The organism is Maribacter sp. R77961 (assembly GCF_044594925.1).
GTDB lineage: Bacteria > Bacteroidota > Bacteroidia > Flavobacteriales > Flavobacteriaceae > Maribacter.
The window spans coordinates 2,745,050-2,771,271 of sequence record NZ_CP138991.1 but is presented as its reverse complement, the minus strand read 5'-3'; the positions used below and the strand labels follow the sequence as shown (position 1 = coordinate 2,771,271).

The 26,222-nt window shown below is 38.9% G+C and carries 22 protein-coding genes; 3 read left to right on the top strand and 19 right to left on the bottom strand.

What is annotated here, in order from left to right; all coding sequences use genetic code 11:
* Positions 1-12: 12 nt before the first annotated feature.
* The 12 genes from SJY09_RS11890 to hutH are packed head-to-tail and all read right to left on the bottom strand — an operon-like array spanning position 13 to position 10,195.
* On the bottom strand, positions 13-1,020 hold the full coding sequence (locus SJY09_RS11890; protein ID WP_396635936.1) for a BtrH N-terminal domain-containing protein: 1,008 nt from the start codon (positions 1,018-1,020) through the stop codon (positions 13-15).
* The gene (locus SJY09_RS11885) at positions 1,013-1,414 is read right to left on the bottom strand and encodes a hypothetical protein (RefSeq protein ID WP_396635935.1); all 402 of its coding nucleotides are present in this window, start codon (positions 1,412-1,414) and stop codon (positions 1,013-1,015) included. Before SJY09_RS11885 ends, SJY09_RS11890 begins: the two co-directional genes overlap by 8 nt.
* A gap of 4 nt (positions 1,415-1,418) precedes the next feature.
* Entirely contained in the window at positions 1,419-1,874 is a 456-nt protein-coding gene (locus SJY09_RS11880; RefSeq protein ID WP_396635934.1) for an ABC transporter permease, read from the bottom strand.
* Between the two features lie 5 nt (positions 1,875-1,879).
* The gene (locus tag SJY09_RS11875; RefSeq protein ID WP_396635933.1) at positions 1,880-2,314 is read right to left on the bottom strand and encodes a hypothetical protein; all 435 of its coding nucleotides are present in this window, start codon (positions 2,312-2,314) and stop codon (positions 1,880-1,882) included.
* Positions 2,315-3,448 (bottom strand): beta-ketoacyl-ACP synthase III, encoded by a 1,134-nt coding sequence (locus SJY09_RS11870; RefSeq protein ID WP_396635932.1) that lies wholly within the window; start codon positions 3,446-3,448, stop codon positions 2,315-2,317.
* On the bottom strand, positions 3,448-4,374 hold the full coding sequence (locus SJY09_RS11865) for a dialkylrecorsinol condensing enzyme DarA (protein ID WP_396635931.1): 927 nt from the start codon (positions 4,372-4,374) through the stop codon (positions 3,448-3,450). The genes SJY09_RS11870 and SJY09_RS11865 overlap by 1 nt, the downstream gene beginning before the upstream one ends.
* Entirely contained in the window at positions 4,371-5,258 is an 888-nt protein-coding gene (locus tag SJY09_RS11860) for a lipid A biosynthesis acyltransferase (RefSeq protein WP_396635930.1), read from the bottom strand. Before SJY09_RS11860 ends, SJY09_RS11865 begins: the two co-directional genes overlap by 4 nt.
* 20 nt (positions 5,259-5,278) lie before the next feature.
* Entirely contained in the window at positions 5,279-5,524 is a 246-nt protein-coding gene (locus tag SJY09_RS11855) for an acyl carrier protein (RefSeq protein WP_396638628.1), read from the bottom strand.
* Between the two features lie 9 nt (positions 5,525-5,533).
* Positions 5,534-6,754, bottom strand: a complete 1,221-nt coding sequence (locus SJY09_RS11850; RefSeq protein ID WP_396638627.1) for a beta-ketoacyl-[acyl-carrier-protein] synthase family protein — start codon at positions 6,752-6,754, stop codon at positions 5,534-5,536.
* A gap of 12 nt (positions 6,755-6,766) precedes the next feature.
* Positions 6,767-7,513, bottom strand: coding sequence for a 3-oxoacyl-ACP reductase FabG (gene fabG / locus SJY09_RS11845; RefSeq protein ID WP_396635929.1), 747 nt, complete (start codon positions 7,511-7,513; stop codon positions 6,767-6,769).
* A gap of 28 nt (positions 7,514-7,541) precedes the next feature.
* Positions 7,542-8,663, bottom strand: a complete 1,122-nt coding sequence (locus SJY09_RS11840) for a WG repeat-containing protein (protein ID WP_396635928.1) — start codon at positions 8,661-8,663, stop codon at positions 7,542-7,544.
* Positions 8,660-10,195 carry a histidine ammonia-lyase gene (gene hutH / locus SJY09_RS11835; RefSeq protein WP_396635927.1) on the bottom strand — a complete coding sequence of 512 codons (1,536 nt, stop codon included), beginning with the start codon at positions 10,193-10,195 and terminating at the stop codon, positions 8,660-8,662. The genes SJY09_RS11840 and hutH overlap by 4 nt, the downstream gene beginning before the upstream one ends.
* Before the next feature lie 116 nt (positions 10,196-10,311).
* Here hutH and SJY09_RS11830 point away from each other — a divergent pair, with 116 nt between their 5' ends.
* Both SJY09_RS11830 and SJY09_RS11825 read left to right on the top strand, forming a co-directional pair.
* Positions 10,312-11,562 (top strand): NAD(P)/FAD-dependent oxidoreductase, encoded by a 1,251-nt coding sequence (locus tag SJY09_RS11830; protein WP_396635926.1) that lies wholly within the window; start codon positions 10,312-10,314, stop codon positions 11,560-11,562.
* Positions 11,563-11,731: 169 nt separating this feature from the next.
* Complete coding sequence (locus SJY09_RS11825) at positions 11,732-13,390, top strand: solute:sodium symporter family transporter (protein ID WP_396635925.1); 1,659 nt, start codon at positions 11,732-11,734, stop codon at positions 13,388-13,390.
* Between the two features lie 16 nt (positions 13,391-13,406).
* On the opposite strand, the gene SJY09_RS11820 is transcribed toward SJY09_RS11825, so the two are convergent.
* The gene (locus SJY09_RS11820) at positions 13,407-14,243 is read right to left on the bottom strand and encodes a phosphatase PAP2 family protein (protein ID WP_396635924.1); all 837 of its coding nucleotides are present in this window, start codon (positions 14,241-14,243) and stop codon (positions 13,407-13,409) included.
* Between the two features lie 121 nt (positions 14,244-14,364).
* Positions 14,365-15,267 (bottom strand): histone deacetylase, encoded by a 903-nt coding sequence (locus SJY09_RS11815; RefSeq protein ID WP_396635923.1) that lies wholly within the window; start codon positions 15,265-15,267, stop codon positions 14,365-14,367.
* Positions 15,268-15,309: 42 nt separating this feature from the next.
* Here SJY09_RS11815 and SJY09_RS11810 point away from each other — a divergent pair, with 42 nt between their 5' ends.
* Positions 15,310-16,263, top strand: coding sequence for an L-threonylcarbamoyladenylate synthase (locus SJY09_RS11810; protein WP_396635922.1), 954 nt, complete (start codon positions 15,310-15,312; stop codon positions 16,261-16,263).
* Here SJY09_RS11810 and SJY09_RS11805 read toward each other — a convergent pair.
* The 5 genes from SJY09_RS11805 to SJY09_RS11785 all read right to left on the bottom strand — a co-directional run bounded on the left by SJY09_RS11805 (position 16,260) and on the right by SJY09_RS11785 (position 26,136).
* A complete protein-coding gene (locus tag SJY09_RS11805; protein ID WP_396635921.1) occupies positions 16,260-18,392 on the bottom strand; it encodes a Tex family protein in 2,133 nt (710 codons plus the stop codon). The genes SJY09_RS11810 and SJY09_RS11805 overlap by 4 nt on opposite strands.
* Before the next feature lie 32 nt (positions 18,393-18,424).
* Positions 18,425-20,374, bottom strand: coding sequence for an ATP-binding protein (locus SJY09_RS11800; protein ID WP_396635920.1), 1,950 nt, complete (start codon positions 20,372-20,374; stop codon positions 18,425-18,427).
* Positions 20,375-20,600: 226 nt separating this feature from the next.
* Positions 20,601-22,718 carry a methionine--tRNA ligase gene (gene metG / locus SJY09_RS11795; protein ID WP_396635919.1) on the bottom strand — a complete coding sequence of 706 codons (2,118 nt, stop codon included), beginning with the start codon at positions 22,716-22,718 and terminating at the stop codon, positions 20,601-20,603.
* Positions 22,719-22,894: 176 nt separating this feature from the next.
* Positions 22,895-24,604: a DUF1501 domain-containing protein gene (locus SJY09_RS11790; RefSeq protein WP_396635918.1), complete on the bottom strand. Its 1,710-nt coding sequence runs from the start codon at positions 24,602-24,604 to the stop codon at positions 22,895-22,897.
* 11 nt (positions 24,605-24,615) lie between these two features.
* A complete protein-coding gene (locus SJY09_RS11785; RefSeq protein WP_396635917.1) occupies positions 24,616-26,136 on the bottom strand; it encodes a DUF1800 domain-containing protein in 1,521 nt (506 codons plus the stop codon).
* Positions 26,137-26,222 lie beyond the last annotated feature (86 nt).

Sequence of the window (26,222 nt, the reverse complement as noted above, 5' to 3'; positions counted from 1 at the left end):
AGAAGTTATATTTTAAACCGCTTTTTTAAGCGTTTTGAAAAAGACTTCCTCGCGGTCCGCTATGTGTTCTAGCTGAATGGCTACATCTTCGTATCCGCCACTTTTACTATTCCTATTCTTGTATATTCTAGAGGCGTCCAGAGCAAAATCGCGCCAAGCATCTCCAATTGAGGTCATTTCCTTTGATAGCTCTAAAAGTTTTTCATTCTTTAATATCTGACTTGCTTCCTGCAAAAAGGCGGCATAAATATATCTGAAACCACCACCTCCTGTTCCAATCTCTTCTTGCATACGCACAAGCTGTCCTAAATAATGGTTTGCTTTTTTCGGGCCCAGCTTTTTTGGCCATTTTCTAATATTCCTAGCTACCCAGCGCATTGCTTTTACCCCAACAATAGGCACAGGTGCGGTCATGTCCCTACTAGTTTGTTTTATACCTTTCGTTATCGCCTTTTTTAATTTCAGCTCTTTGGGAAATTCGGTAGGATAGTACATGTGTCCCTTGGGTGCGAAAGCTCCTTTGGCAAAGCGTACCTTCTCTAACTCTTTACTGGAAAGACTGGTAACTTCTTCCATTACGGGGTCGCTTATCAAATAGCGGTCGTCCTGTTTTCCGTATACCACCATATTGTGTGCATTGAAATGGAAGCGGTATTCGTCCGGAAAATACACTAGATTATAAACACCTACTTGTAAACCGACAGGATTGTTCCTGGCTAAGTTCTCATCTAGCCGAACCTTTGCAGCTGCAGGGCTCTTGAACTTTTCCTTTCTCATCTTTACGCCTACACGTTTAGCGAACTTATTGAATATAAAGCCTGGCATAGAACGATAAGTGAATACGGGGGCATAGTTTACTTTTAGAAATGGAAGGTAGCTGAACAACAAGCCAGAACCAATTCCAAAAACCATAGGCTCGCTTATTTCAAAACCTTGATGCCTCATAAGATTGGAGACTACACCATTTTCGCAATGTGCAGATTGGTTGTGGGTGAAATTTATTTTTGGTTCTTTAGGCATCTATTTGTTTTAGTTCACTTAGACTTATTTCAAAAACATCGGCATATTTTTGTAAGGTCTTTTCTTTAAGTTTTTTAAATACCGTGGGTTTAAAATGTCTCTTTACGCGCCACTGCCAAAGTCCAACATAACTCGCTAACACGGGGATGTCCATTTTATGTAGCTCCATGTAATATTCTATGGGACTCGTTTCGCCTTTTAAAACTTTTTCTTTAGCTATGGAAATCCGTTCCTCAATGACTTTAATGGCATTGTCCAGGGCTATGGTCTTTGGGTCCCAACCACTACTTAAAGAGGTGGTGTAATTACCATCTTTATCAACAGCATAGACCATTTCTCTAATATTCGCAGATGCTAGATTGCTTTTGTCCTGCGGAACCTCTTCCTTTTTCATCTGTTTAAACTTCGTGAATGAGACAATTTAAAGTACAATCTACAATTAAATCATCATTTCTAAAAGTCATACAATTTATGGTGCAAATACTAAGTTCGCCCGTATCGTAACGAGATAATAAATTCGCTTTCGTCACCAAAATATCATCTACCATTGGTAGTTGATGAATGACAACACGTTTAATAGCACTAATGTATCCAATAAGTTTATTGCTTGTTCCTTCTAAATCCTCTTTGTCAAAATACCTTTGACCTACAATGGCGGAGCAGGTTTGAGCAGCATTTTCTATTAAACCTGCTTCCATTAGATATTGGTCTTCCACAAAGAGACAGTTCTCTTCAATATGAAATTCTGTAGTTACAGAAGTATCGTCTATATAGGGCATGTTGCTTACCAGTAACATGGGTGGTCTATGGGGCAAGAATTTCTTAATATCTATTTTTTGCCCTTTTCCTTCCATGGTATTTATGCTAGCGCTGTTTTAATTTCACTTGTGGCGATGATTTTTTGATTGCATTCAATTTTGGCTTTTACCAAAGTAACGCCCATAATATCATGTAAGATAGTGACCGTAGTTCTAAGTTCGTCGCCCAGTTTGGGTAAGGCGTAAATCTCTGCTTTTTTAATAGCTCCGATATAACCTACTGGTGCAGGTTCATTTTTTAAGTAGTAGGTGTATCCTTTGTGCATGGCTACAGTTTGTGCCATGTTCTCCATCAAACCGGGCTCCGTGAATTCGTTACCGAAGTAAAGTAAGTTTTCTTCTTTAATAGTAAGCCCCGAAATTATTTCATTTTCTGAGAACCCGTAAAGTTTATCTACCATCACAAAAGGCCATTTTTGAGGTATTAAATCAACGATAAAGGAGGCATCGGTAATAGGTAGTTGCACCATACTCATTTAGCAGACGGTTAAATAGGCGTACATGTAAGAGAAACGCGCACTTTCCGGAACATGACATAAAATTCTATCTCCTTTTTTTAGTTTGCCGCTAGAAACCAATTCTTCTAGCATAATATAAATAGATGCCGCACCAACATTTCCAATTTGTGCTAAGTTTAAGAACCATTTTTCCCAAGGTATAGGTATTCCTTGTTTTTCCAATTCTTTGTAAAGGCCTTCTTTAAAGTAGTAGGAAGATATATGGGGTAGGTAGTAATCGACATTATCAGGGCCTATTCCGTGTTTATCGAAAGCTTGTTTTAAACTATCTACTCCTTTCACCAAAATATTATCGCCAAGAAGTCTTGTGTCCTGTTTCATTGCGAACAAAGACATTTTGCCCCACTCACTAGCAGGAAATTCACTCCATGGTTGTAAATGGCCATCTTGCTTTTTCTCTGCGCCGGCATACATACAGGCTTCCATTTCAAAAGCATAGGAATAGGCCTCCATCCAGTTTATTTTTAAAGGATTTTTGCCTTTTGGCTCGGATTCCAATAACACAGCACCGGCACCGTCGGATAACATCCACCTTAAAAACTCTTTGTTAAATGCTAAAATAGGATTGTCTTCCAGGTCTTTTAAATGTTCCACTTCATTTTCAAATACATCAGACTTCATCCAAGAGGAGGTACGTTCAGAACCTGCGCAAACAGCATTTTCAACTTGCTCGGTCATTATAGAGAGATAACCATATTTAAGCGCACTCATTCCAGAACAACAGGCACCAGATGGCGAATTAATTTCCATATTTCCATTTTCTAGGAAACCATGGACCATTGCGGCATGAGATGGTAAAATCTGATCAGGACTAGATGTTCCACAGGATAACAATTGAATGTCTTTGGTTGTGAACTTTTCATCACACAACAATTCCACCGCTTCTTTAGTAAGTTGTGCGTTGTTATGGGTCACTTCCCCATTATCGTCCAAAGCGTAATACCTTTCTTTAATCTGATTGTTGCGAAGAACTATTCGGCGCGCCTTGGATGTCTTACCATCTATAAATCCCAATTTAGCCTCCATATCTTCATTGGAAACTGGTTTGTTCGGTAAAAATTTAGAGATTTTGGTAATAAATACGTCCTTCATTAATTCTCTTTTAGGGCTACTGAGGAATAGTAGGCCTTGTCTGTTTTTCTTCGTTTAAAGCTCGGTAAATAAGTCAACAAAAATACGATAAAAACTATTGGTGCTATGACCCATATGGCAAATAACAAATAATATTTGAACAAAGTAATCCATTTTAGACGTTTAGGATTACCAGGGGCTCCTTTCTTTATGATGAGGTTGGCCCATTTGGAAAAGAGAACGTTTCCTCGTTTGTCCGTCATCACCAGAAAGGGGTTAATTTTAACTCCTCCGAGTTGTAGGATTTTATCTTGTAAATCTTGAAAATTGTTCGCTAGTAAAGCAGCTTTTATCGGAGGCCCGAATCTTTCCGCATCCTGTATATCCTTGTCGGATACCCCGGGTTTTGGAAAAATACCTAGATAACGGTCTTTTCTTCCCGAGAACATCCAATGCGAAATGGTAATTACACTAATATGATTGATATGCTTATCCACCAATGCAATATGACCTACATGATTAGCATGTACATCCTTTAAGAGTCGCTTCATCTTTTCCTGTGCTTGAATCCACATATTTCTGCAGGCCAATACTGATACAACAGGTGTTTCTTTTAAAATTTGGCCGGCAAAATTAGACTTTAAGAATGAGTTAATAGGAATGGACGGGGTTAAAAACCAAACTTGATAACCGAGAATAACCAAGTCATATTTTTTATTGAGAATGGCTTCCTTGGGAGGATGAAACTTATCAGGAATTTGCAAAAATGATTCTGGAAAGCTATCGTAGAATTTTTCTTGTTTCCAAGGGAAGTCGTAGACAGGGTCGGGTATAATTTCGTAATAAGAGATAGCAATATCATCTCCTTTTATTTTCCTGGCCATGTTCTCCAGAATGTCAAGAAGTTGCCCTGTTTGTGAATAATAAATTATTAAAACTTCTTTCATTGCTTATTTCCGTCTTTCCAAAAATCAAAATAGTTAAACCATTGTAAAGGGTATTTTTTAAGCATCCATTCCATACTTGTTGTGTATTCTTTTAACAAGGCTTGTGGGTCTCTAGCTTTGACTATTGCCTTTCTGGCATATAGGTGATATTCCTTTTTTGGACCTTTCATTACATACACGAAAAGCACAGGTACTTTTAGTCTTGAAGCTAAAAGATAAGGTCCTAGCGGAAAATCTGCTTCGGCACCCAAGAATTCCTGTGTAAGCGTTTTGGAACCGGGAAGATAACGATCTCCAGTGAAAACTACCAATCCACCTTGGTCTAAAGCTGCATGGATTTCGAAAATATGGGACATGTCTTCTTGAACCACGATAAATTTCATGGATGACTCCGCCACTATGCCATCCATATACTCCTTAATGTTCGCATGTTCGGCATGTGTGGTGACCATGAAAATTTTTGAAATAGAATACCTGTCCTGTAAGAAGTAATGGGAAACTTCAAAATTACCCATGTGACCACTAATGAGTATGCCTCCTTTATTTTTACTTAAAAGATGGTCTATATGTTCAATGCCATCATGAGTATAGGTGAACTTATTACGAAACGTTGTTGATATTGCTACCCTATCCGTTAGTACGCGACCTAACATATAGTAGCTTTTATAAATTGATGCTATACTTTTTGTTCGGGAATACTTTAATCTCTTTTTGAAATAATAGTAAATAGCTTTTGAGCTACTTATAGAAAATAAAAAGTAATAGGCTACTACAAATCGTAGTATAAAATAGGCAGTACCAATACCGAATGTAGTTAGGAAGAAAATAAATAGTTTATAACCTAAAAGTGTTCCCTTAGATTTTCCTTCCCACTCCGTTGCCATTTCATTTTGTGTAAAGGATTCTATTGATCCAGTTTTCTTTCAATTAGGTTATAAAAGTCCTGCAGTGTAATAATATTTACGAAATCCTCGCCAACCAATTTTACACCAAAATTACTTTCCACTGCCACTACCAAATCTACGAAGTCCAAGCTATCTAAGCCAATAGCGTCCTTCAGATTAGCAGCAGGTACCAATTCTTCTTCTTCTACTTCAAAATCATCAATGAGGAAGTCGTTTATTTTTTCAATAATGGTTTCCTTGGTCATCATCTTTGGCTAGCATTTTTTAACGATTAAAGCGGAGTTCGTTCCGCCAAAACCAAATGAATTGGACAAAAATACATCAATTTTTTTATCTACAGTTTTACCTGCAATGTTAAGTTTAGCAGCGTCCTCATCCGGTTTTTTCAAGTTGATATTGGGAGCCACAAAATTATTTTTCATCATTAGCATGGAATAGATGATTTCACTTGCGCCTGCCATCCAACATTCGTGTCCTGTCATAGATTTTGTAGAGCTGACCAAAGGACCGTCTTCTCCGAATACCTCAAAAATAGCTTTTGCCTCATTAGCATCGCCTACTGGTGTAGAGGTGGCATGTGCATTTACATAATCTATGGCCTTGGCTTCAAGTTTTGCATCTTCCAAGGCTTTGTTCATGGCACGTGCAGGTCCTTCCATGTTCGGGGTAGAGATATGGGCGCCATTAGAGGAAAAACCATATCCAATAACCTCTCCAAGTATGGGTGCACCTCTTTTTTTGGCGGACTCATAACTTTCCAAGATTACAGTAGCCCCACCTCCGCTAGGGATTAGCCCATCTCTTTCACTGTCAAAAGGGCGTGAAGCTTTTGTAGGCTCATCTTGCCTCATGGCAAAGACTCCTAGACCATCAAAACTGGCCATGGCCAAATGGTTTATCTCCTGGGCACCACCAGCGATGATGCAGTCCTGCATTCCACTTTTGATTAAATGATAGGCCATACCAATGGCATGCGAACCACTGGCGCAGGCTGCACTTAATGTTAGGTTTATACCCGTTAAACGGAATATGGTAGACAAGTTCATCGTTACGGTAGAATTCATGGCCTTGAATATGGCTCCTGAACCAACTAACGTAGTATCTTTTTTCTCGCGAATGGTATCAATGGAATTAATGACCGATTTTGCAGTACTATCATTTCCATAGATAATCCCAATCTCATTGGTATCTATAAATTCTTGGTCTATTCCTGCATTTTTTAGGGCCTCTATTGTAGCAACGTAAGCGTATTTGCTTTCTTCGCCCATGCTAATGCGCTGTCTTCGGGATAGTAATTTTTTTAAATCTGGATCTTCTACAAAGCCCGTAAGGGATGATCTAAAGCCGAATTCTTCCCTGACAGGGTCGTAAATAATACCTGAATTTCCTTGGTATAGTGAATTTTTTACCTCTTCAAGGTTCTTCCCTATACAAGAATAAATTCCCATTCCTGTTATAACTACTCTCTTCATCAGCCTAAACGTATTCTAAGAATATATTCCTCCGTTAATGTTAATGACCTCTCCAGTAATGTACGAGGCCTTATCCGAAGCTAAAAATGAAACTACATGAGCAACCTCCTCTGGTTTTCCGAAGCGGTTTACTGGAATCATTTTCTTGAGTTCTGACTCATCTAAATCTTCTGTCATATCCGTTACAATAAATCCTGGAGCTACAGCATTTACAGTAACTTTTCTCTTGGCTACTTCCTGTGCCAACGCTTTTGTGGCCCCAATAACAGCGCTTTTTGCGGCGGAATAATTGGTTTGTCCTGGAGTTCCTTTGAGCCCTGATACGGATACCATATTTATGATACGGCCATATTTGTTCACTAATAATTTTTGAATAAGCGCATTAGTTACATTGTAGAAGCCATTTAAGCTCGTATTGATTACCGAAGACCAATCGTCTGGGGACATCCACATGAATAGCCCATCTTTTGTTATACCGGCGTTATTGACCAATACCTCTATCACTCCGTTTTTGTTTGCTTCATGCCAAGCCTCCAATGTAGTAGTTACTTCTTGGCTATCGGCCACATTAAATTGTATTATGGTACCATCTCCGCCAGCCTCCTTTACCAGTACAAGTGTTTCCTCTGCTGCTTCCTTATTTTTATTATAGTTGATAAGCAACGGATAATTTAGGTCTTTGGCCAGTTGTACACAAATAGCCCTTCCTATACCCCTAGAACCTCCTGTGATTAAAGCATATTTAACTTTCTCCTCTTTCATATATCCTATTCTTCTCTACTACGCGTGGTTAATTTTTAACGAATGTTTCTGCGTTTTGATACCATTTATTTCCTAAAAGCTCGCCTTTAGCGTTAAAAAAGCCCCAACCTTTTTTAGATTTCAATCTGGCAAATTCGCCAATAAATCCTTTATCATTGTTTCCTGCTAAAAAAGCAAGACCTGCGGTAATACTGTAGTCCGTTGGGATTATCATGTTTCCGGAAGTATCTATAAATCCCCAATCCTTTTCTTTTACGGGAGCCAATCCATTTGCTGCAAAAACTTCTGCATCTCGATATTGAAAATCTATTACTGTTTCGCCTTTGGTATCAATATATCCCCACGCTTTATCTTTTGAGACTGGTGCCATTCCGTTAGAAAAGGCACGGGCCTTATCAAAAGTAGGAGATATCACCCAGGTTCCTTTCGAGTTTACAAAACCTATTTGCTTGGCTTTCCTAGCATATGTCAAACCAGAATCTCCATGAAAGTTCCAAACTTTATCAGCCCCATCTATGACATTAAAACTGCCATTATGAATGATCCCGAAATTTTCTCCTTTTTTTCCGTAAACACCGGATGCATTATAGGTGTTTCCTATTTCTTCATACTCCGTAGGAATCACCTGTTTCCCTTTTGAATCGATCATGCCCCATAATTCTCCTTTTTTAACTTTTGCATGACCATTTCTAAAAGCTTTTATAACATCGTAGGTAGGTTCAAGAATCATTTTTCCGTCTGTTCCTATTAAACCAATTTTTTCATTTTGTCTTATTAACGCTACACCGTCGTTAAAGTCGAAATACTTTTCCGTGGCGGGTACTTCCAGCTCTTTTTCCGAGCTATCGATGTAACGCCATTGATCATCTTTCAAAACAAGTACATAACCCGAATTAAAATATTTTACTTTATCATAAGTGGGTTCTATGGCCCACTCTCCCTGAGTATTAATGAAACCCCAAGTTTTTTCTTTTTCTACTGCAGCATAACCTTCTGAAAAGCTTTTGGCTTTAGAAAATTGCGGTTTAATAACGTACTCGCCAGATTTGTTGATGTATCCGAACAACCCATCTTCACGTACCAAGGCTAATTCCTGCCCAAAGGAAAACGTAAAGCAAATGACTAATAATACGGTAAAAACTTTTCTCATGATTTTTTATTTTGATGATTAATAATATAGTTCTTTACTTCATTTACATAAGGATACATGACCTCATCTTTTTTGAACGGGGGAACTATGTTACGTACGGCATCATACATTTTTCTAGTCTTTGTTGAGACTTTGTCTTTAACCTCAAGATATTCTATTGCCTGTACAACGGTAATCATTTCAATAGCTACAACTTCGAACGCATTTTCAATAACCTTTTTGGTAATAAGGGCCGCATTGGTGCCCATACTTACAATATCTTGATTATCGTTATTATTAGGGATACTATGCACATACATAGGGTTGGATAACATCTGATTCTCCGCAGTGGTAGACGTTGCTGTAAATTGTACCCCTTGCATCCCAAAATTTAAACCTAAGGTGCCCAAATTAACAAAAGGCGGTAAAATATCGTTCAGTTTGGAATTAAGCAAATAGTTAAGTTGTCTTTCTGCCAACATACTCATTTTGGTCACCACAATCTTCAATTTATCCATTTCTAGCGAAACGTAGTCTCCGTGAAAATTACCGCCGTGGTAAACGTGTTGTTTTTCAACATTTACAATGGGGTTGTCATTGGCTGAGTTCACTTCTTCTATCAGAATTCTTTCAACCTCATTCAAGGTATCCAAAACCGGCCCCAGTATTTGTGGAACGCAGCGTATAGAATAGTATTCCTGTACTTTTTCTTCAAAAACAGAAACATTGTTATTGTCCGTGTATAAGTGGTGCTCTCTTTTTCGTGTTAGCGCACTATCCTCTAAATGACTTCGCATAGAACGTGCTATCTCGCGCTGACCTAAGTGTTTTTTTGTATGATTTAAATCATGGGACAGATGATCATCATAGGCTTCTACTATTTCGTTAATGGCTGATGAACAGCAAATTACCCATTCTAGTAAACGTCTGGTGTAAATGGTATTTACAATGCCAATTCCGGTCATCACAGAGGTACCGTTGATAAGGCCAAGACCTTCGCGTAATTTAACTTCTATAGGGTTAATTCCTTCTATTTCGAAAACTTCACGGGTCGGTGTTCTTTCACCTTTGTAAAATACTTCTCCCTCCCCGATTAAAACTAATGCCAAATGTGCCAGTTGTACTAAATCTCCACTTGCACCAACACCACCGTGTTCATATATGAGCGGAATAATGTCCTTGTTGATTAATTCTGACATCACTTTTACAACGGAAACATGTATGCCGGAATTTCCTAAACTTAAGGTATTCAATCTTGCCAGCATTGCTGCTTTCACATACTTGGGTGCTATAGGATTTCCCGTTCCCGATGCGTGGCTACGGATAAGATTGTACTGTAATTCAAGAGTTTCCGAATCCTTGATTTTATATTGGGCCATAGGGCCAAATCCTGTATTTACACCGTAAATAACCTTATTCTTTGAAAATTCTTTTAAGAAATTATAACTTTCTTCAACAGTATTTAAGAGCTCTTCATTTAATGTTATGGATTCCTGATTAAAAATCACATCGTAAAATTCCGCTATTTCTAACCTTCCTTTAATTTCTGGCATGTATGGTTGATTCTATCGGGTATAAATAATACCTTAGTACATAAAAATAAGCAACTTGAAGCGCAAATTTATAATAATTAGCGAATTTCAATACTTATTGTATCGGAAATATAGCGATGGAAAAAGAAAAAGTTGATGTCTTGATAATAGGAGCTGGTCCTTCGGGTTGTGTAGCTGCCGCATATCTGCATAATAAAGGTTTTTCCATTAAATTGGTAGAAAAGAATAAGTTTCCACGTTTTGTCATTGGTGAAAGTCTTATTCCAAGATGTATGGAACATTTTGAAGCGGTTGGATTATTAGATTGTCTTAAAGCGAAAAATTTTGAAGTGAAGACCGGAGCAAGGTTTATGCAAGGCTCTAAAGTGTGCGAATTCGATTTTAGTAAGAAACATACAGACGGATGGGACTGGACCTACCAAATACCACGAGCAGATTTTGACAAAACTCTTACCGACGAACTCCAAAAGAAGGGAGTTGCTATTGATTTTGAGAAAGAGGTGGTCGGGGTAGCGTTAGCCGACGGAATTTCAACTACGCAAATAAAGGACCTACGGGGTCATGTCTCCGAAATTGAAGCAAAATTTATCATAGATTCTAGCGGATTTGGACGTGTTTTACCTAGGTTGTTGAACTTGGACAAACCATCTGAAATACCTGCTCATTCATCTATTTTTACACATGTTAAAGATGTTAGGAGACCAGACGGATGGGAGGGCCATCGAATAACCTTTGATATAGTGAGCTTAGAGACTTGGTTATGGGTAATTCCCTTTTCAAACGGATATACAAGTATAGGATATGTAGGGCCAACGGATTATTTGGAATCGTTCGAGGGAACAAATGAAGAACGCTTGCGTGAAATGATGAAGCTTTCCAAGCACTACTTAAGCAGGTTTGAAGATCTTCCGTATGAATTTGAACCAAAAATGATAAAGAACATTGCCAAATCTGTTAAACAACTTTATGGTCCGGGGTACGTACTAACGGGCAATAGTGCTGAATTTTTAGACCCCGTTTTTTCTTCTGGAGTAACTTTTGCCACAGAATCAGCCCATTTGGCGGCTAAAATGATTACAAAAGAATTAAATGGAGAACAGGTAGATTGGGAGAACGATTATTCTAAGTATATGCTGGACGGAGTAAACGTTTTTTCAACCTATGTTAAGGAATGGTATACTGGAAATCTTCAGAAAATTTTCTTCGCTGATACGGAGAACCCTGTTATTAAATCACAGATATGCGCAGTATTGGCAGGCTACGTATGGGATAAGACCAATCCTTTTGTTAAAAACCACCATCGTTTGGTAAAAACAGTAGCACATATTGCAGATATGGAGAAAGAGGCTGCTGCTAATACCAAGTAGAATGTTTTCTTGTTTGACCCTATGTTTTTGAATTAAATTTGACGGTATTAACAGCCGCAAATTTGGTGTTCTGCTCTTGGATGTATTATATTAGACCCTGCGCTAATATTTGTCCATTTTAAAATAATAGTATTCATAGTGCATTAACTACATAACCGACTCAACCCTTATGGATTATTTATCAATCTTCTCTTTTATTGGATTCACACTTTTAGTAGCAATTATTGCTTGGTACGCTACAAGGAGCACAAATGAAAGTACAGCAGATGGATATTTCCTTGGAGGACGAAGTTTAGGAGCTCTGACCATCGCAGGTTCTTTGCTGCTGACCAATCTATCGGCCGAACAAATAGTAGGTTTAAACGGTCAGGCATTTTCTGAAGGCATACTTGTAATGGCTTGGGAAACCCTGGCTGCTATCGCTATGGTCATTACGGCTATCTGGTTTCTTCCGAAATATATGAAAAAGGGTATTACTACCATACCTGAATTTATACAGGGTCGTTTTGATGAAAATACAAAGGCCATTCTGTCTATTTTGTTTTTAATTGCTTTTGGTATTGTACTGTTGCCTACCATTTTATATGCAGGTTCTAAGGCTTTTATTACCATGTTCGAACTTCCTGAGGCCTTAGGGGTTTCGGAGACAGCAGCTTATTGGATATGTGTTTGGAGTATTGGTTTAATTGGAATTATATATGCAATATACGGTGGTCTCAAAGCGGTAGCGGTATCTGATTTGGTAAACGCAATAGGCTTGTTGATCGGTGGCTTGGCTATACCTTATTTTGGATTGGTCATGATTAGTGAGGACAATAGTATAGCAGGAGGTTTGTCCAAATTATGGGTAGACAATCAAGATAAATTTGATGTTACTGGAGATATTACCTCTTCAATACCAGTAGGTACTATTTTCACGGGCATGATGATTGCACAGATGTATTATTGGGGAACGAACCAGGCCATTTTGCAACGTGTTTTTGGCGCTAAGAGTTTGGCCGAGGGTCAAAAAGGAATGTTATTGGCAGCATTCGTTAAATTCTTAATTCCTGTAATTGTGGTTTTACCTGGTATTATCGCTTTTAATATGTTTGGTTCTGAGTTGAACGATGCAGATGCTTCTTATCCCGAATTGGTAAGAAGAGTGCTTCCAGGAGGCCTGTTAGGATTCTTTGCTGCAGTTTTATTCGGAGCTATATTGAGTTCATTTAATAGTTTATTGAACAGCAGCGCAACTTTATTCGGTTTTGATTTATATAAAAAATTCTTCAACCCTGGGGCAAGTGAATTACAAACGGTAAAGGCGGGAAAACGTTTTGGTTTGGCATTGGCGGTTATCTCCATGTCCATTGCACCTTTTATTAGATATGCACCAGATGGATTATTCTCCTACATACAGCAGGCCTTAGGTAGTTTAAGTGTACCTATTTTGGCTGTTGTAGTAGTAGGTATATTAACTAGAAAAGTACCTGCAATAGGGGCTAAGGTTGTTTTAATTGGTGGTGTGCTTATGTATTTGATAAGTCTCTTAGGACTTGGCCCAGCAATGATAGATGCAGCCATGACTAAGGCAGCGGAGAATGGTATTACGGATGCGGGACAATTGGCTATCATCAAGGCCGAGGCATATCCTCATTTTCTCCATATCATGGGAATATTATTTGTAGTGAACATTATCATTATGCTTATTATTGGTGCCATTAAACCAAAAACGGATGAATACATTCCAGAGGTAACTCAAGTAATAGATACTACCCCTTGGAAATATGCTACGGTTGTGGGTATTTTGGTTGCGCTACTGGTACTTAGTACCTACTTGATTTTTTAAGAGAGGAATTGTCTTGTCAGAATTCTAGATTTAGTCCTACTTGACCTGGTCCAAAGTTGAGGTTCCAACTTACTTTTTTGGCGTTGTCATTATACTTTTGGTCGTATTTAGAGTCTAAATACCGGTCTATGGACTCCACCGTAAAAATACTGATGGCTACGCCTAGAACAACATCTGAGAGCCAGTGTTTGCCCTCCCATAGTCGTGATATGGCCGGGATAGAACCAAGTGTGTAGATACCGGTTTTTACCCAAACATTTTTAAATTGCTTTGCAATGGCATGGGCATTGGTCATGGCTAAAATTGCATGACCAGAGGGAAAGGAATGAAATTTCCTATCACCCGCCCATAATGGTCTATAGGTATCTTTGTTTTTTCCACTTAAAGGCCTTGCCCTACCAACTGCGGATTTTAGTACCTGCTGTAAAAGACCTGCTGAGGATGCAGAGGAAATTAAAAGTACTCCTGTTCTTCTCAATTTTTCGTTTTTACTGATTAAGCCCGTAAGGTAAACAGCTCCTGTAACCATATAATTATTTTCTGGACTACCATAGGTAAATCCGTAATCGCGGATTAGTTCTGGGACATCCTCTTTTATACCCCTAAAGTATTTACTTGTAGGGGTGTCAACTAAATAGGCGATGCCGGTTCCTCCCATAGTGTATCCAAAATTAGCCCAATCTTTCCCATTCCAATGTAGCGGCCTGGTATATGAATATCCCACGCCTTTAAATACATTTCCCAAGTCATAAGTGAACATCTGCCATCTGGTTTCAATAGAATCTCTTTTAATGTTTTGCGCAAAACACGTACAGGTAAATAAAAGGACTAGGGCGTATAGGTAGTTTTTCAAAATGACGGTTTTAGGAATAGTAAGCTAGAAAAATAAAAAGAAATCTGTTGCTTTGAATAATCTAAAAGTTAACTCAATCTAATATTCTTTGCATAATCTATATGGTCTATCTAAAGTTCCATTAAAAATAAATCCCCTGTGTCAATCTAAATGTATTCGCGTGGGCATCTACAATTACTTTAATATCGGGTGAGTAGCCTCCACCCATGCTGCACTGAACAGGTATTTGAAGCCTGTGGCAGGTTTCTAAGACAAAGCGGTCTCTTTCCTTGCAACCTTCAAGGCTTAAGCCTAAGGTTCCTAATTTATCCGTTTCAATTACGTCTACACCGCATAGGTAAAAGATAAAATCTGGCCGTTGCGCATCAATAAGTTTTGGAAGGGTTTTTTTCAGTATGGATAGGTAAGTTGAATCCGTAGTTCCCTTCTCTAATGGTATATCTAAGTCTGACCGCTCTTTTTTAAAGGGATAATTACTTGCTCCGTGCATAGAAAAGGTAAAAACCGAAGCGTCATTTTTAAATATCTCCGCAGTACCATTTCCTTGATGTACATCCAAATCAACAATCAATATCTTTTTTGCTAAACCTTGGGATTGTAGATATCTTGACCCAATGGCTTGGTCATTTAACATACAAAAAGCTTCGCCTCTGTTGGTATAGGCATGGTGTGTGCCACCGGCAATATTCATGGAAATTCCGTATTGCAGGGCAAACTCAGAGGCTTTCATGGTTCCGTCAGCAATAATGCGTTCGCGCTCTACCAAATCCTCCGTTAGGGGAAAACCTATCTTACGGGCTTCTTTGGGAGGGATTTTAATATTCAACAAATCGTAAAAGTACTCGGGGTCATGTACTGCAACGATATGTTTATCATTAGGAATTTCCGGCTCAAAGAAATTGGTCTCTTCACAGGTGCCCTCATATATGAGCTGCTTGGGAAGCAAATCGTATTTAAGCATAGGAAACCGATGTCCTTCCGGTAATGGATGTTTGTAAATGGGATGAAAAGCAATTCTTAACATAGCAATACAAAAATACCAAAAACCTGCACTACCTTTGTGCCAATGAGTACTTCAATTACTACGGATATCGCCTTTTGTCAAAAGCTTTTGAAAACGGGAGAATTAGTGGCTATACCTACTGAGACGGTTTATGGTTTGGCTGCTAATATAATGGATGCAAAGGCCATAAAAAGTATTTTTGAGATGAAAGGGAGACCTATGTTCAACCCTTTAATCGTTCATATTCATAGCCTAGAGCAATTGCCTCTTTTGGTTAAAGATGTTCCTGAAAATGCACTGCGATTAGCTGAAGCTTTTTGGCCGGGCTCATTAACCCTAATTCTGCCTAAAACAGAGGAGGTGGCCGATACTATTACGGCAGGTAAGGCTACCGTAGGAATCCGTATGCCAAATCACCCCGTAACACTAGGGTTATTGAGAGGGTTGCCTTTTCCAATAGCGGCACCAAGCGCAAACCCGTCTACTAGAGTGAGCCCTACTTCTGCAGAACATGTGGCTTCCTATTTTGGAACTAAGATTCCCGCTATTTTAGATGGTGGTCCTTGCCAAGTAGGTTTAGAATCGACCATAGTGGGATTCGAGGGGGAAACCCCTATCATATACCGTAAAGGTGGGATTTCTGTTGAGGCTATTGAAGCTATTGCGGGAAAAGTTCAATTGATTACCAAAGAAGATAAAGCGCCTCTTGCCCCGGGTATGTTATTAAAACACTATTCCCCAAAAACTAAACTAGTCCTAAGTAATTCCGTTACTACAACACTTAAAAATTATACTAATTTCAAAATTGGTGTAATTTCTTTTTCTACCGATTATAAAAATGTTTCGATCGTGCGAAAACTTTCTCAAAAGGGTGATTTAGGTGAAGCTGCCAAAAATCTTTTTTCAACCTTACACGAACTGGATCAAATGGATTTAGACTTTATTATTGCCGAGAGATTTCCGGAAGAAGGACTGGGGACAACCATCAATGATCGCTTGCAACGAGCTGCCTACTAAGTTTTCTTATGCAGTGCCAACTGAATTCGTTTCCGTGCAATATCAACAGATAAAACCTTTACTATAAGCTGCTGGTGCAAATGTACATGGGCATTCACATCTTTTACAAAAGTATCCGATAGGTTGGAGACATGAATCAACCCACTTTCCTTTATACCAATATCTATAAAACAACCAAAGTTGGTAATGTTGTTTACGATACCCGGGAGTAGTTGCCCGTCCCTAAGATCTTCTATAGCACGTATGTTTTGGTCAAAGGTGAATACTTTAGCTTTTTCACGCCTATCCAGTCCGGGCTTTTCCAGTTCTTCTAGAATATCTTCTAGGGTGGGTAGTCCTATGTCTTCGGTACAGTAATTTTTCAGATCTATTTCTTGTAGCAAGACTTTATTGCCGACCAAGTCAAGTACCTTGGTTTTTTTGTCCTTTGCGATTTGCTGGACTACTGAATAACGTTCTGGGTGTACGGCGGAATCGTCCAATGGATTTTCCCCATCTTTTATACGAAGGAAACCTGCGCCCTGTTCAAAAGCCTTTCCGCCCAAACGCGCGACATTCTTAATTTCGTTCCGTGATGAAAAGGCTCCGCTTTCACTTCTATAGGTCACAATATTCTCTGCTAATTTAGAGCCAATACCGCTTACATAACTTAGCAAGGGCACGCTGGCCGTATTGATATTTACACCCACAGAATTTACGCAACTTTCCACCACACGGTCCAAGGAAGTCTTTAATTTGGTCTGGTCAACGTCGTGCTGGTATTGCCCAACACCAATGGACTTGGGATCTATCTTTACCAATTCCGCCAAGGGGTCCGCCAAGCGTCTTCCAATAGAGACCGCTCCCCTTACGGTAACGTCATAATTAGGAAATTCGTCCCGGGCAATTTTGGATGCCGAATAAATAGATGCTCCCGCCTCACTAACAACATAAACTTCTACAGGATTTTTAAAAATCACTTTTTTTATAAGTCGCTCCGTTTCTCTAGAGGCGGTTCCATTACCAATAGCAATAGCTTCTATTTTATAGGCGTTTGCTAAGGAACTCAACTTTTTAATCGCTCCGGTAACGTCGCTTTGTGGCGCATGGGGATACAGGGTTTCGTTATGCACTAAATTACCTTGGGCATCTAAACACACGACTTTGCAGCCAGAACGAAAGCCCGGGTCTATAGCCAATATGTTTTTCTCACCTAATGGTGCACTCAACAATAATTGACGCAGATTTTTAGCAAAAACAGCAATGGCATCCTCATCTGCTTTTTCTTTGGCACTTTTTAACAGCTCATTGCTCAATGAAGGGAACAATAGCCTTTTAAAGGCATCCGCAATAGCTATTTGAATTTGCTTAGCACATGCTGTATTGGGGTTTTTAATGATACGTTGTTCTATGCGCTGTAAGGTACGTTCCTCATCAATCTCAATTTTTATACGAACAAATTTTTCCGATGCCGCACGAGAAATGGCCAAAAACCGATGCGAGGGGCACCGGTTCAGGGATTCGCTCCAGTCGAAATAATCTCGGTATTTCTGTGCCTTTTCCCCGTCTTTTTGTTTTCCTATTACTTTGGTTGTAATCTGCGCAAAACGCTCTAATTGGCTGCGTATTTGATTGCGGATATCGCTACGTTCGTTAATCCATTCCGCTATAATGTGGCGAGCTCCTTCTAAGGCTTCGTCCTCGTTTTGTACTTCTGCACTTAGGTATTTACCTGCCAAATAATCTAATTCGTCCGCACGTTGTGCCATAATGATTTTGGCCAAGGGCTCCAGACCGTTCTTGCGTGCTACTTCCGCTTTGGTCTTTTTGCTTTTTTTAAATGGAAGGTAAAGATCCTCTAATTGAATTAAGTCGGTAGCGGATTCAAATTTAGTTTTCAGTTCTGTCGATAGAAGGCCCTGTTCCTCCACCGCTTTAATAATTGCTTTTTTGCGTTTCACCAAAGCTTCAAACTGCTCCTTCAACTCTACAATAGCCGTAATCTGAACTTCATCTAAGTTTCCGGTACGTTCTTTTCGGTATCTGGAGATAAAAGGTACCGTACAATCCTCGTTAAGAAGTGCTACAGTATTTAAAATTGATTTTTCTGGTAATTGGGTATACTTTAATATGTAGGGTATTATTTGCATTAGGTATGGGTTGGATAACTTTTTGGCTTGTATTAAAATTTAAGTTCAGGAAGGTACTTGTTCAATACTTCTTGAATTTTTTGTTTGCCAATTGGTTTAGATAGTATTTCATTGCATCCTGCAGCAAGTATTTGCGCTGTTTCTTCTTGCATGACAAAAGCGCTTTGAGCAATAATTGGAATATGATTATTATGTGTTCTAATTTCTTTTGTTGCCGAAATGCCATCTAGAACTGGCATTTTAATATCCATGAGTATTAAATCTACAGTCGTGTATTCAAGAAAAATACTAACGGCCTCTTCTCCATTATTGGCATGAAGAATCTCACAAAATTCGGAGAGCCACATTTCTAAAAGAAAAAAATTAGCTTCTTCGTCCTCGGCTATTAGAATGGTATATTTCTCATGTGTTGGATGTTCCTTTAAAATCGGTAAATAAGGTATTTTAAAATGGAAGCTGCTTCCCATTCCTAGCGCAGAATCTAACCATATGTCACCACCGAAAAGCTTTACAAACCCCGCAGCGATGGGTATGCCCAAACCACTACCATATGTTATTTCATTAGCATTGCTAACCTGTCTAAATCGCTCAAAAATCACCTTTTGATTATTAGGGTCTATACCCTTTCCCGAATCGGACACATAGAACTCTAAATATTCTTGATTTACACGGTATCCAAATTTAATTGATGCAGAATGTGCATACTTGTACGCATTTTCTATTAAGTTGGATAATATTTGCTCTAACCTTGTTGCATCTGTACTTATATAGCTCATGTTGTTTTCTAAAGCTTTTGAAGTTATAAGTTTGATGTTCTTATCTTGATTGATAATTTCAAATTGCTCCTTTAGGCTATCAATAAGCTTATTTAAATTTTTAGTTGTGTAGTTTAGTTTTTGTTGTTGGGATTCTAATTTTGAAATATCAAGAATATCGGAAATAATGGTCAATAATTTGTTTCCAGAGTTTTTTATGTGTTCTAGGCACCTATTATGGTCTTCATCCTTTAAGGTTTTATCGCTAAGTAGTTCAGAGAACCCTAGAATAGCGTTAAGTGGCGTTCTAATCTCATGGGACATATTTGCGAGAAAGGCTGATTTTAGTTTTTCGCTTTCCTCTACATTTTTATAAGCTTTCTCCAGATTTCTGCGCTCTTGTTCCTTGGTCGTTATATCTTTTGCAAAAAATGCAAGTTCACCTGGTTTAGGACAAAATGAGGAAATCTCGTAATATCTGTTGTTGTAGTCGTTATAGTAAATAGAGACATTGGGATCTCCCGTTAGAGCTACCTTTATAAAAGTAGACATCCAAGAGGGGTCTAAATCTGGAAAAGCTTGTAACATGGTTTTCCCAATAACGTCTTTTGCTTTTAACTTAGTTTGTTCTTCGTAAACTTTATTTACCTCTAATATCTTAAAGTCGTAGGGTTTATTTTCGTGGTTGTAAAGTATTTTACAATATTGAAAACCTTCTCGGAGATTATTCAGTACATCAAACTTTAGCTTCTCACTTTTCTTAATAAGTCTATTAGCTTCTTCTAACTTAATGCGTTCTGTTATATCTTCAAAAAGCATCATAAATTCTCCTTTTTTATCGGAGTATGCTGTTGAACTGTAATAGCGATTCGTAAACTTATTATAACCTTCAATAGTTTCGGGAACTTGCGTTAATGCAACCTGGCCATAGGTGTCTATCCAAGATTTTTCGGCATTTGGGTCAATTTGATATATTGTCTTCCCTATCGCATGTTCTCTTTTAATACCGGTATGTCTCTCAAAGGCAGGATTAACCTCCAAAATAAGATAATCAACAGGAACGTTATTTTCATCACAAATAATTTGACACCGTGCTAATCCTTGGGACATAATGTCCGTAAGCGAATTGAAGTTTTGAGGTAAGTCCTCATATTCCCAATTACGGTCCATAGGAGCATAGCCCATAAAGGCCTGCGATATTTTAGAGCTCTTTGTGTTGCTTTTCATTTAAGATGATTTGAAGAAATACTACGCATTGTTAGCAATACCTCGTAAATGGAGAATTTGGGGAAAAATCGATTAACAATATACAAAATGATTTGTACAATAATAAATGCTTTAGGCTATTGGCATTTTGGTATAGTTTAAGGAATATTGAAAATTAATACTCCTATTGTTCATCTTATTTGAAATAGGATGGATATAGTCTTGGTTGGTAACAAAAATGATGCGATTAACTTATCCCTTCTCCATTATCTACACCTTCCTCATCAGGATTTACAAATACTAGTTTTCCCTCTGTATTCTCTGTCATTAGGATCATACCTTCACTTTCTACACCTCGTAAAGCGCGAGGAGCTAAATTTAGCAGGACGGTTACTTTTTTACCTATAATTTCTTCAGGTGTAAAACTTTCTGCAATACCAGAGACTATAGTGCGCACATCCAAACCGGTATCTACCTTTAGGACAAGTAGTTTTTTGGTTTTGGCCATTTTTTCTGCCTCGATAATTGTGCCCACACGCATATCCAATTTGGAGAAATCATCAAAGTTAATGGTGTCTTTTTGTGGCATAAGTTCTTTGTTAGCGTTGGAGCCTGTGCTGAGCGCAGACGAAGTATTAGCTTTTTTTGTCGCTTCCAGTTTATCTAACTGAGCTTGTATTTCCTTGTCCTCGATTTTACGGAATAACAATTCGCTTTTATTTAGAATGTAACCTGAAGGTAGTAAGGTTTCTTTTTCAGTCACATCGTTCCAAAGGTTCTCTATACTATTACCTGAAGGCGAATCACTTGAACTGATATTTAAGATATTTTTGAGCTTAGTTGAGGTAAATGGTAAAAAAGGTTCACTTAAAATGGCTAAACCTGTAGCGATCTGTAGTGCTACGAACATAATGGTCTTTACCCTTTCCTCATCTTGCTTTATGACTTTCCATGGTTCCTCGTCTGCTAAGTATTTATTTCCCAAGCGGGCTAAGTTCATAAGCTCCTGTCCCGCTTCCCTAAAACGATACCGTTCTAGAGAACTGGATATAATTTCGGGGTATTTGCGGAGCTGTTCTAGCGTTTCCGAATCAATTTCCGTAAAATGCCCAGGAGTGGGTACTTCTCCGTTATAGTACTTATGCGTTAGGACGGCTACACGATTTATAAAGTTGCCGAATATGGCTACAAGCTCATTGTTGTTGCGAGCTTGGAAATCTTTCCAAGTAAAATCGTTATCCTTGGTTTCTGGAGCGTTTGCCGTTAAGGTGTAGCGCAGTACATCTTGCATTTCCGGAAAGTCAACTAAGTATTCGTGTAGCCAAACGGCCCAGTTTTTGGAGGTGGATAATTTATTGCCTTCCAGATTTAAAAATTCATTCGCCGGAACATTATCCGGAAGAATATAATCACCATGCGCCTTTAAAATAGCAGGGAAAATGATACAGTGAAAAACAATATTGTCTTTACCGATAAAATGTAACAGTTTGGTGTCTTTTTCTTTCCAATAGGGTTCCCATTCTTTTCCTTCTCTCGCCGCCCATTCTTTAGTAGAGGAAATATATCCTATAGGGGCGTCGAACCAAACATAAAGTACTTTGCCTTCTCCACCTTTTACTGGTACGGGAATACCCCAGTCCAAATCCCTTGTTACCGCTCTTGGTTCTAGTCCGCCATCTATCCATGACTTACATTGCCCATAAACATTAGGTTTCCAATCGCTCTTGTGTCCCTCCAATATCCATTTTCTTAGAAAATCTTCATGCTTATCCAAAGGTAAAAACCAATGTGTAGTTTCCTTAGTTGTAGGAACGGTCCCTGTTATGGTTGATTTTGGATGAATTAAATCTGTTGCATTTAATGTAGAACCACAATTTTCGCACTGATCGCCATAAGCTTCTTCATTTCCACATTTAGGACATGTTCCCGTTACAAAACGATCTGCTAAAAATTGCTTGGCCTCATCATCATATAATTGCGCGGTAGTTTCCTCAATAAAATCTCCTTGCTCGTAAAGTTTTTTAAAAAAACTGGAAGCTGTTTCGTGATGTATTGGTGCCGATGTTCTTGAATAATTATCAAAGGTTATCCCAAAATCTGCGAAAGACTGTTTAATAATGGCATGATATTTATCTACTACTTCCTGTGGGGTAATACCCTCCTTTTTTGCCTTCATGGATATGGCTACACCATGCTCATCACTACCACAAATAAAGGCAACGTCTTTTCCTGTAATTCTTAAATATCGAGTATATATGTCCGCTGGTACATAAACACCCGCTAGGTGACCTATATGTATGGGTCCGTTAGTATACGGAAGGGCAGCTGTAATTGTATATCTTTTGGGTGACTCTAGTGTGGACATTTCATTTTATTAAGCCACAAAAATACTGAAATTGTTGTAAGAACTTGTATGATGTAAGGCATCAATGTAGGTGTGCTTCCTTTATGGAAATATAAAATAGTGGTAAGGGTATAAAAGAGAAACCTTCGGTTCGTAAAAATACTACCGAAGGTCAAGTTGCATAGTGGGGAAACAGATTAAGCGACCATAACTGATTTACTCATCTTTTGATTCTGTACACTTATACGATAAATGTACTTACCAGTTGATAGTTGCTTGGGCATGCGCTCTCGTATGTTAATTTCTGTGGATCCCTCTAGCATCATCTCGTTAAAGACTGTTCCTACGTGTTGTCCAAGAATATTATATAATTGAATATCTACCTGTGCGGTAAAAGGCATTTCTAAATAAATATGTGGCGCTCCTTCAGAAGGATAAAAGGGTTTATGAACTATAGTGGTTGCTATTTCCTCGCTACCCACTTCTGGTTCCTCTGCTGGAGGAGTAGGGGGCGTTACGGGATCATCGTTATAAACAATATCCGGGAAATCTACTCCACTACAATTAAATCCTAGGTTAACTGGTGCATAGGTATGGTTCAATAAATGTTGTTCTACCAATGGAATATCAACACAAAGCCATTCTGCCAGAACAGTAGCGTACAAATCCCTAAAATCCATCGTATATTCTAGATTTCCTCTACCGTCCGGGTCTTCTAAAGTAGGATGATCTCCTACGAAGGCACTTCCGTTAAGTCCTGAACCAAAAAATAAGGTTGGAGCAGCCTTTCCGTGATCTGTACCATTAGAGCCATTTTCAAATATCCTGCGACCAAATTCGGAGAAAGTCATGCTCAGTACTTTATCGTCTTGTTGGGTACAGGCTAAATCTTCGTAAAAACTATTGATAGCTATGGAAAGGTTAGACATTAATCTTTCATGCGCTAAAGGTTGATTGCCATGAGTATCAAAACCACCCATCGAAATCATATATACTTTAGTGCCTAAATTTCCTTTAATCAGTTTTGAAATGACCGATAACTGTCTGGCAAAACTGTTATCTTGATACTCTATACCACAGCCAAGAGCTTCACCTCTTTCGTATGCTTCATGAATCAGGCCAGAATATTCATACGTTGTATTGGCAACACCTCTTAAAAACTTAAGTTGATCGCCGTACATACAATCGTTGAACAAGGAATCGTCCAGTCCGTAAACTACTCCAGACTCGGCAATCTCTTCTAATTGATTAATATTGGAGGTTACAAACGCGTAGTTGGTCTCTTCTCCTTGGAATACCAAGCTACCGAATTGCCCTATCTGAATAGCTGCTGGTGCTGCTGGCGGATTAACCAAATAATCCGGATATATGTTTTCGAAATGTCTACCCATCCAACCAGTGTTCAAACCACTGAAACCTGTTGTGGCTAAATCGGTATTCGCAAAAATATCGGACCCTGTGAAATGGGAAAGACTCTGACCTTCATAACCAACGCCGTGAACGGCCTTAAACTGGCCTTCGCCCCACATGGGTTCCAAAGCGCTCATGTAGGAAGGGACTCCGAATTCATCAGTGAGTTTTAGCACTTTACTTTCTGGAATGTAAATGTTAGGTCTTGCGTTGGCATAGGCATCGTATTGTTCTATTGGGATAACAGTACTTAGCCCGTCATTACCACCGGAAAGTCTAATGAGTATTAAAATATTATCTGTTTCTGCGGCTGCGATACCTGCCGATAGGGCAGATGGGGCAGAGGCCGTAAGCATATTGGCGCCTAGCATCATAGAACCGGAACCGGCTATACCCAATGCTTGCAAAAAGGAACGTCGGCTCCAATATTGGTGTTCGTGATCATGGCCATCGTGTTCTAAGCCTTTATGAGGAGAATTGTGATTTATATCGCACATAGTAGTAGGTGTTATTTTAATTGAAATTCAGGTTGTCTTGCTAAATACTGTAGTAACAAGTAGACTTGGAATGGAGCTGCTGGCCATGTAGCCAAGGTCCATGATTCTTGATTTCCGCCCTCATAATAAACATCTTCTACATCACTTCTGAAAATGGCGTAGGCTTTTTGATATTCACCCTCGTCTAAAAGACCTTTGGGGAGCATAAAATCAACTATAAGTCTAGAAACTTCATCTGGATTATTGCTGGTTAAACCAACACCGCCGGATATGGCCAATCCTAATGATCTGAATTGTTCGTTATCAGCTTGGTAAAAAGCCTCGAGCATACTTTCAATGGTTAACCAACGGCCAATAATGAAATTGGTATTGATCCATGAACGGTCTCTTTGCCAACCGGCAACGTCCACTGGGTCAAATAATTCTTGGCTTAGTAGTCTGCTATAGTTTGCCATTTCAAGGACTGTAGCGTCCGTATAGGCAAAGCTTGTTTCTTTTAAGGTATTGAAATAGAAATCGAACGGACTCTTGATGATAACTCCAATAGCTTCATCGTCAAAAAAGTGTTCGCTTCTAAAAAGCTGTCTTAGTACAGGTGCTAGTTCAAAGTCATTGGTTACAAAGGTATCTGCAAGCTCATTGATGATACCCTGTGGGTGACCTGCTGGATAAGTACTTCCTGGATTGTATTCATCTCTTTTACTATCAGGATGTACAAAGAATTCATACAATTTTGTACAAACAAATCTTGCAATACTTCCTGCCCGTTGTTCAAAAAGAATGTTGATAACATCATCGTATCCCCAGTTCCCTGTCTGCCCTAAAATCGTTTTCGGTCCCGCATCGTGACGATCTGCCCTGAAAGTCACTTGAGAACAACCAACTTCTCCACGTTCAACATAACCAGTTAAGGCTTTTGCTGTTTCTATAATATCTTCCTCTGTATAACCATTTCCTTCACCTAAGGTGAAAAGCTCGTAAAGTTCACGGGCATAGTTTTCATTTGGATTGTTACCATTGTTAAAAACACCGTCTAAATAGTATAGCATGGCGCTAGTAAGACCAATTTCACTAGTAAACGTTTTAAAATTACCGATGGCGTTTCGTTGCAAACAATTAATATAGTAATATAGGAAAGAATTACAATCGTATACATCTAGTTCTGTCACAAAATGATTACTCCAAAAGAAACTTAAACGATCTCTAAGATTATTGTTCAACATGCCATTCGCATAGGCCAGTCCAAATTCTGTTCGCTGTTGGTTTCGTAGCTGCCTGCGGGCATCGTCGTCTTCGGGATAGTTTGCATTGGTCCAGTCTGCCCAAGCGGGAGCGGGTAGGGGAGCCATATTAATGGCTTCGTCCACCAAGGTGTCAACAAGCGTACCTGCGTTTTGACCTACTGCTTGGTTTATAGTATCCACGGATGCACTGAATCCTAATCTTCTATACAAATGCGATGCTCTTAGTTGGTCTAAGGGAGCATTGTAGGCAGCAAGAGTAGAAGTATTACAATTAATGAAATATTCCATAGTCTTATTGAAAAGCGTTAGTAAATTACGTTCATAGAGTTGGGGCTTCTATTCAACGTAACGAAATTTGGGATAGTATACTAATC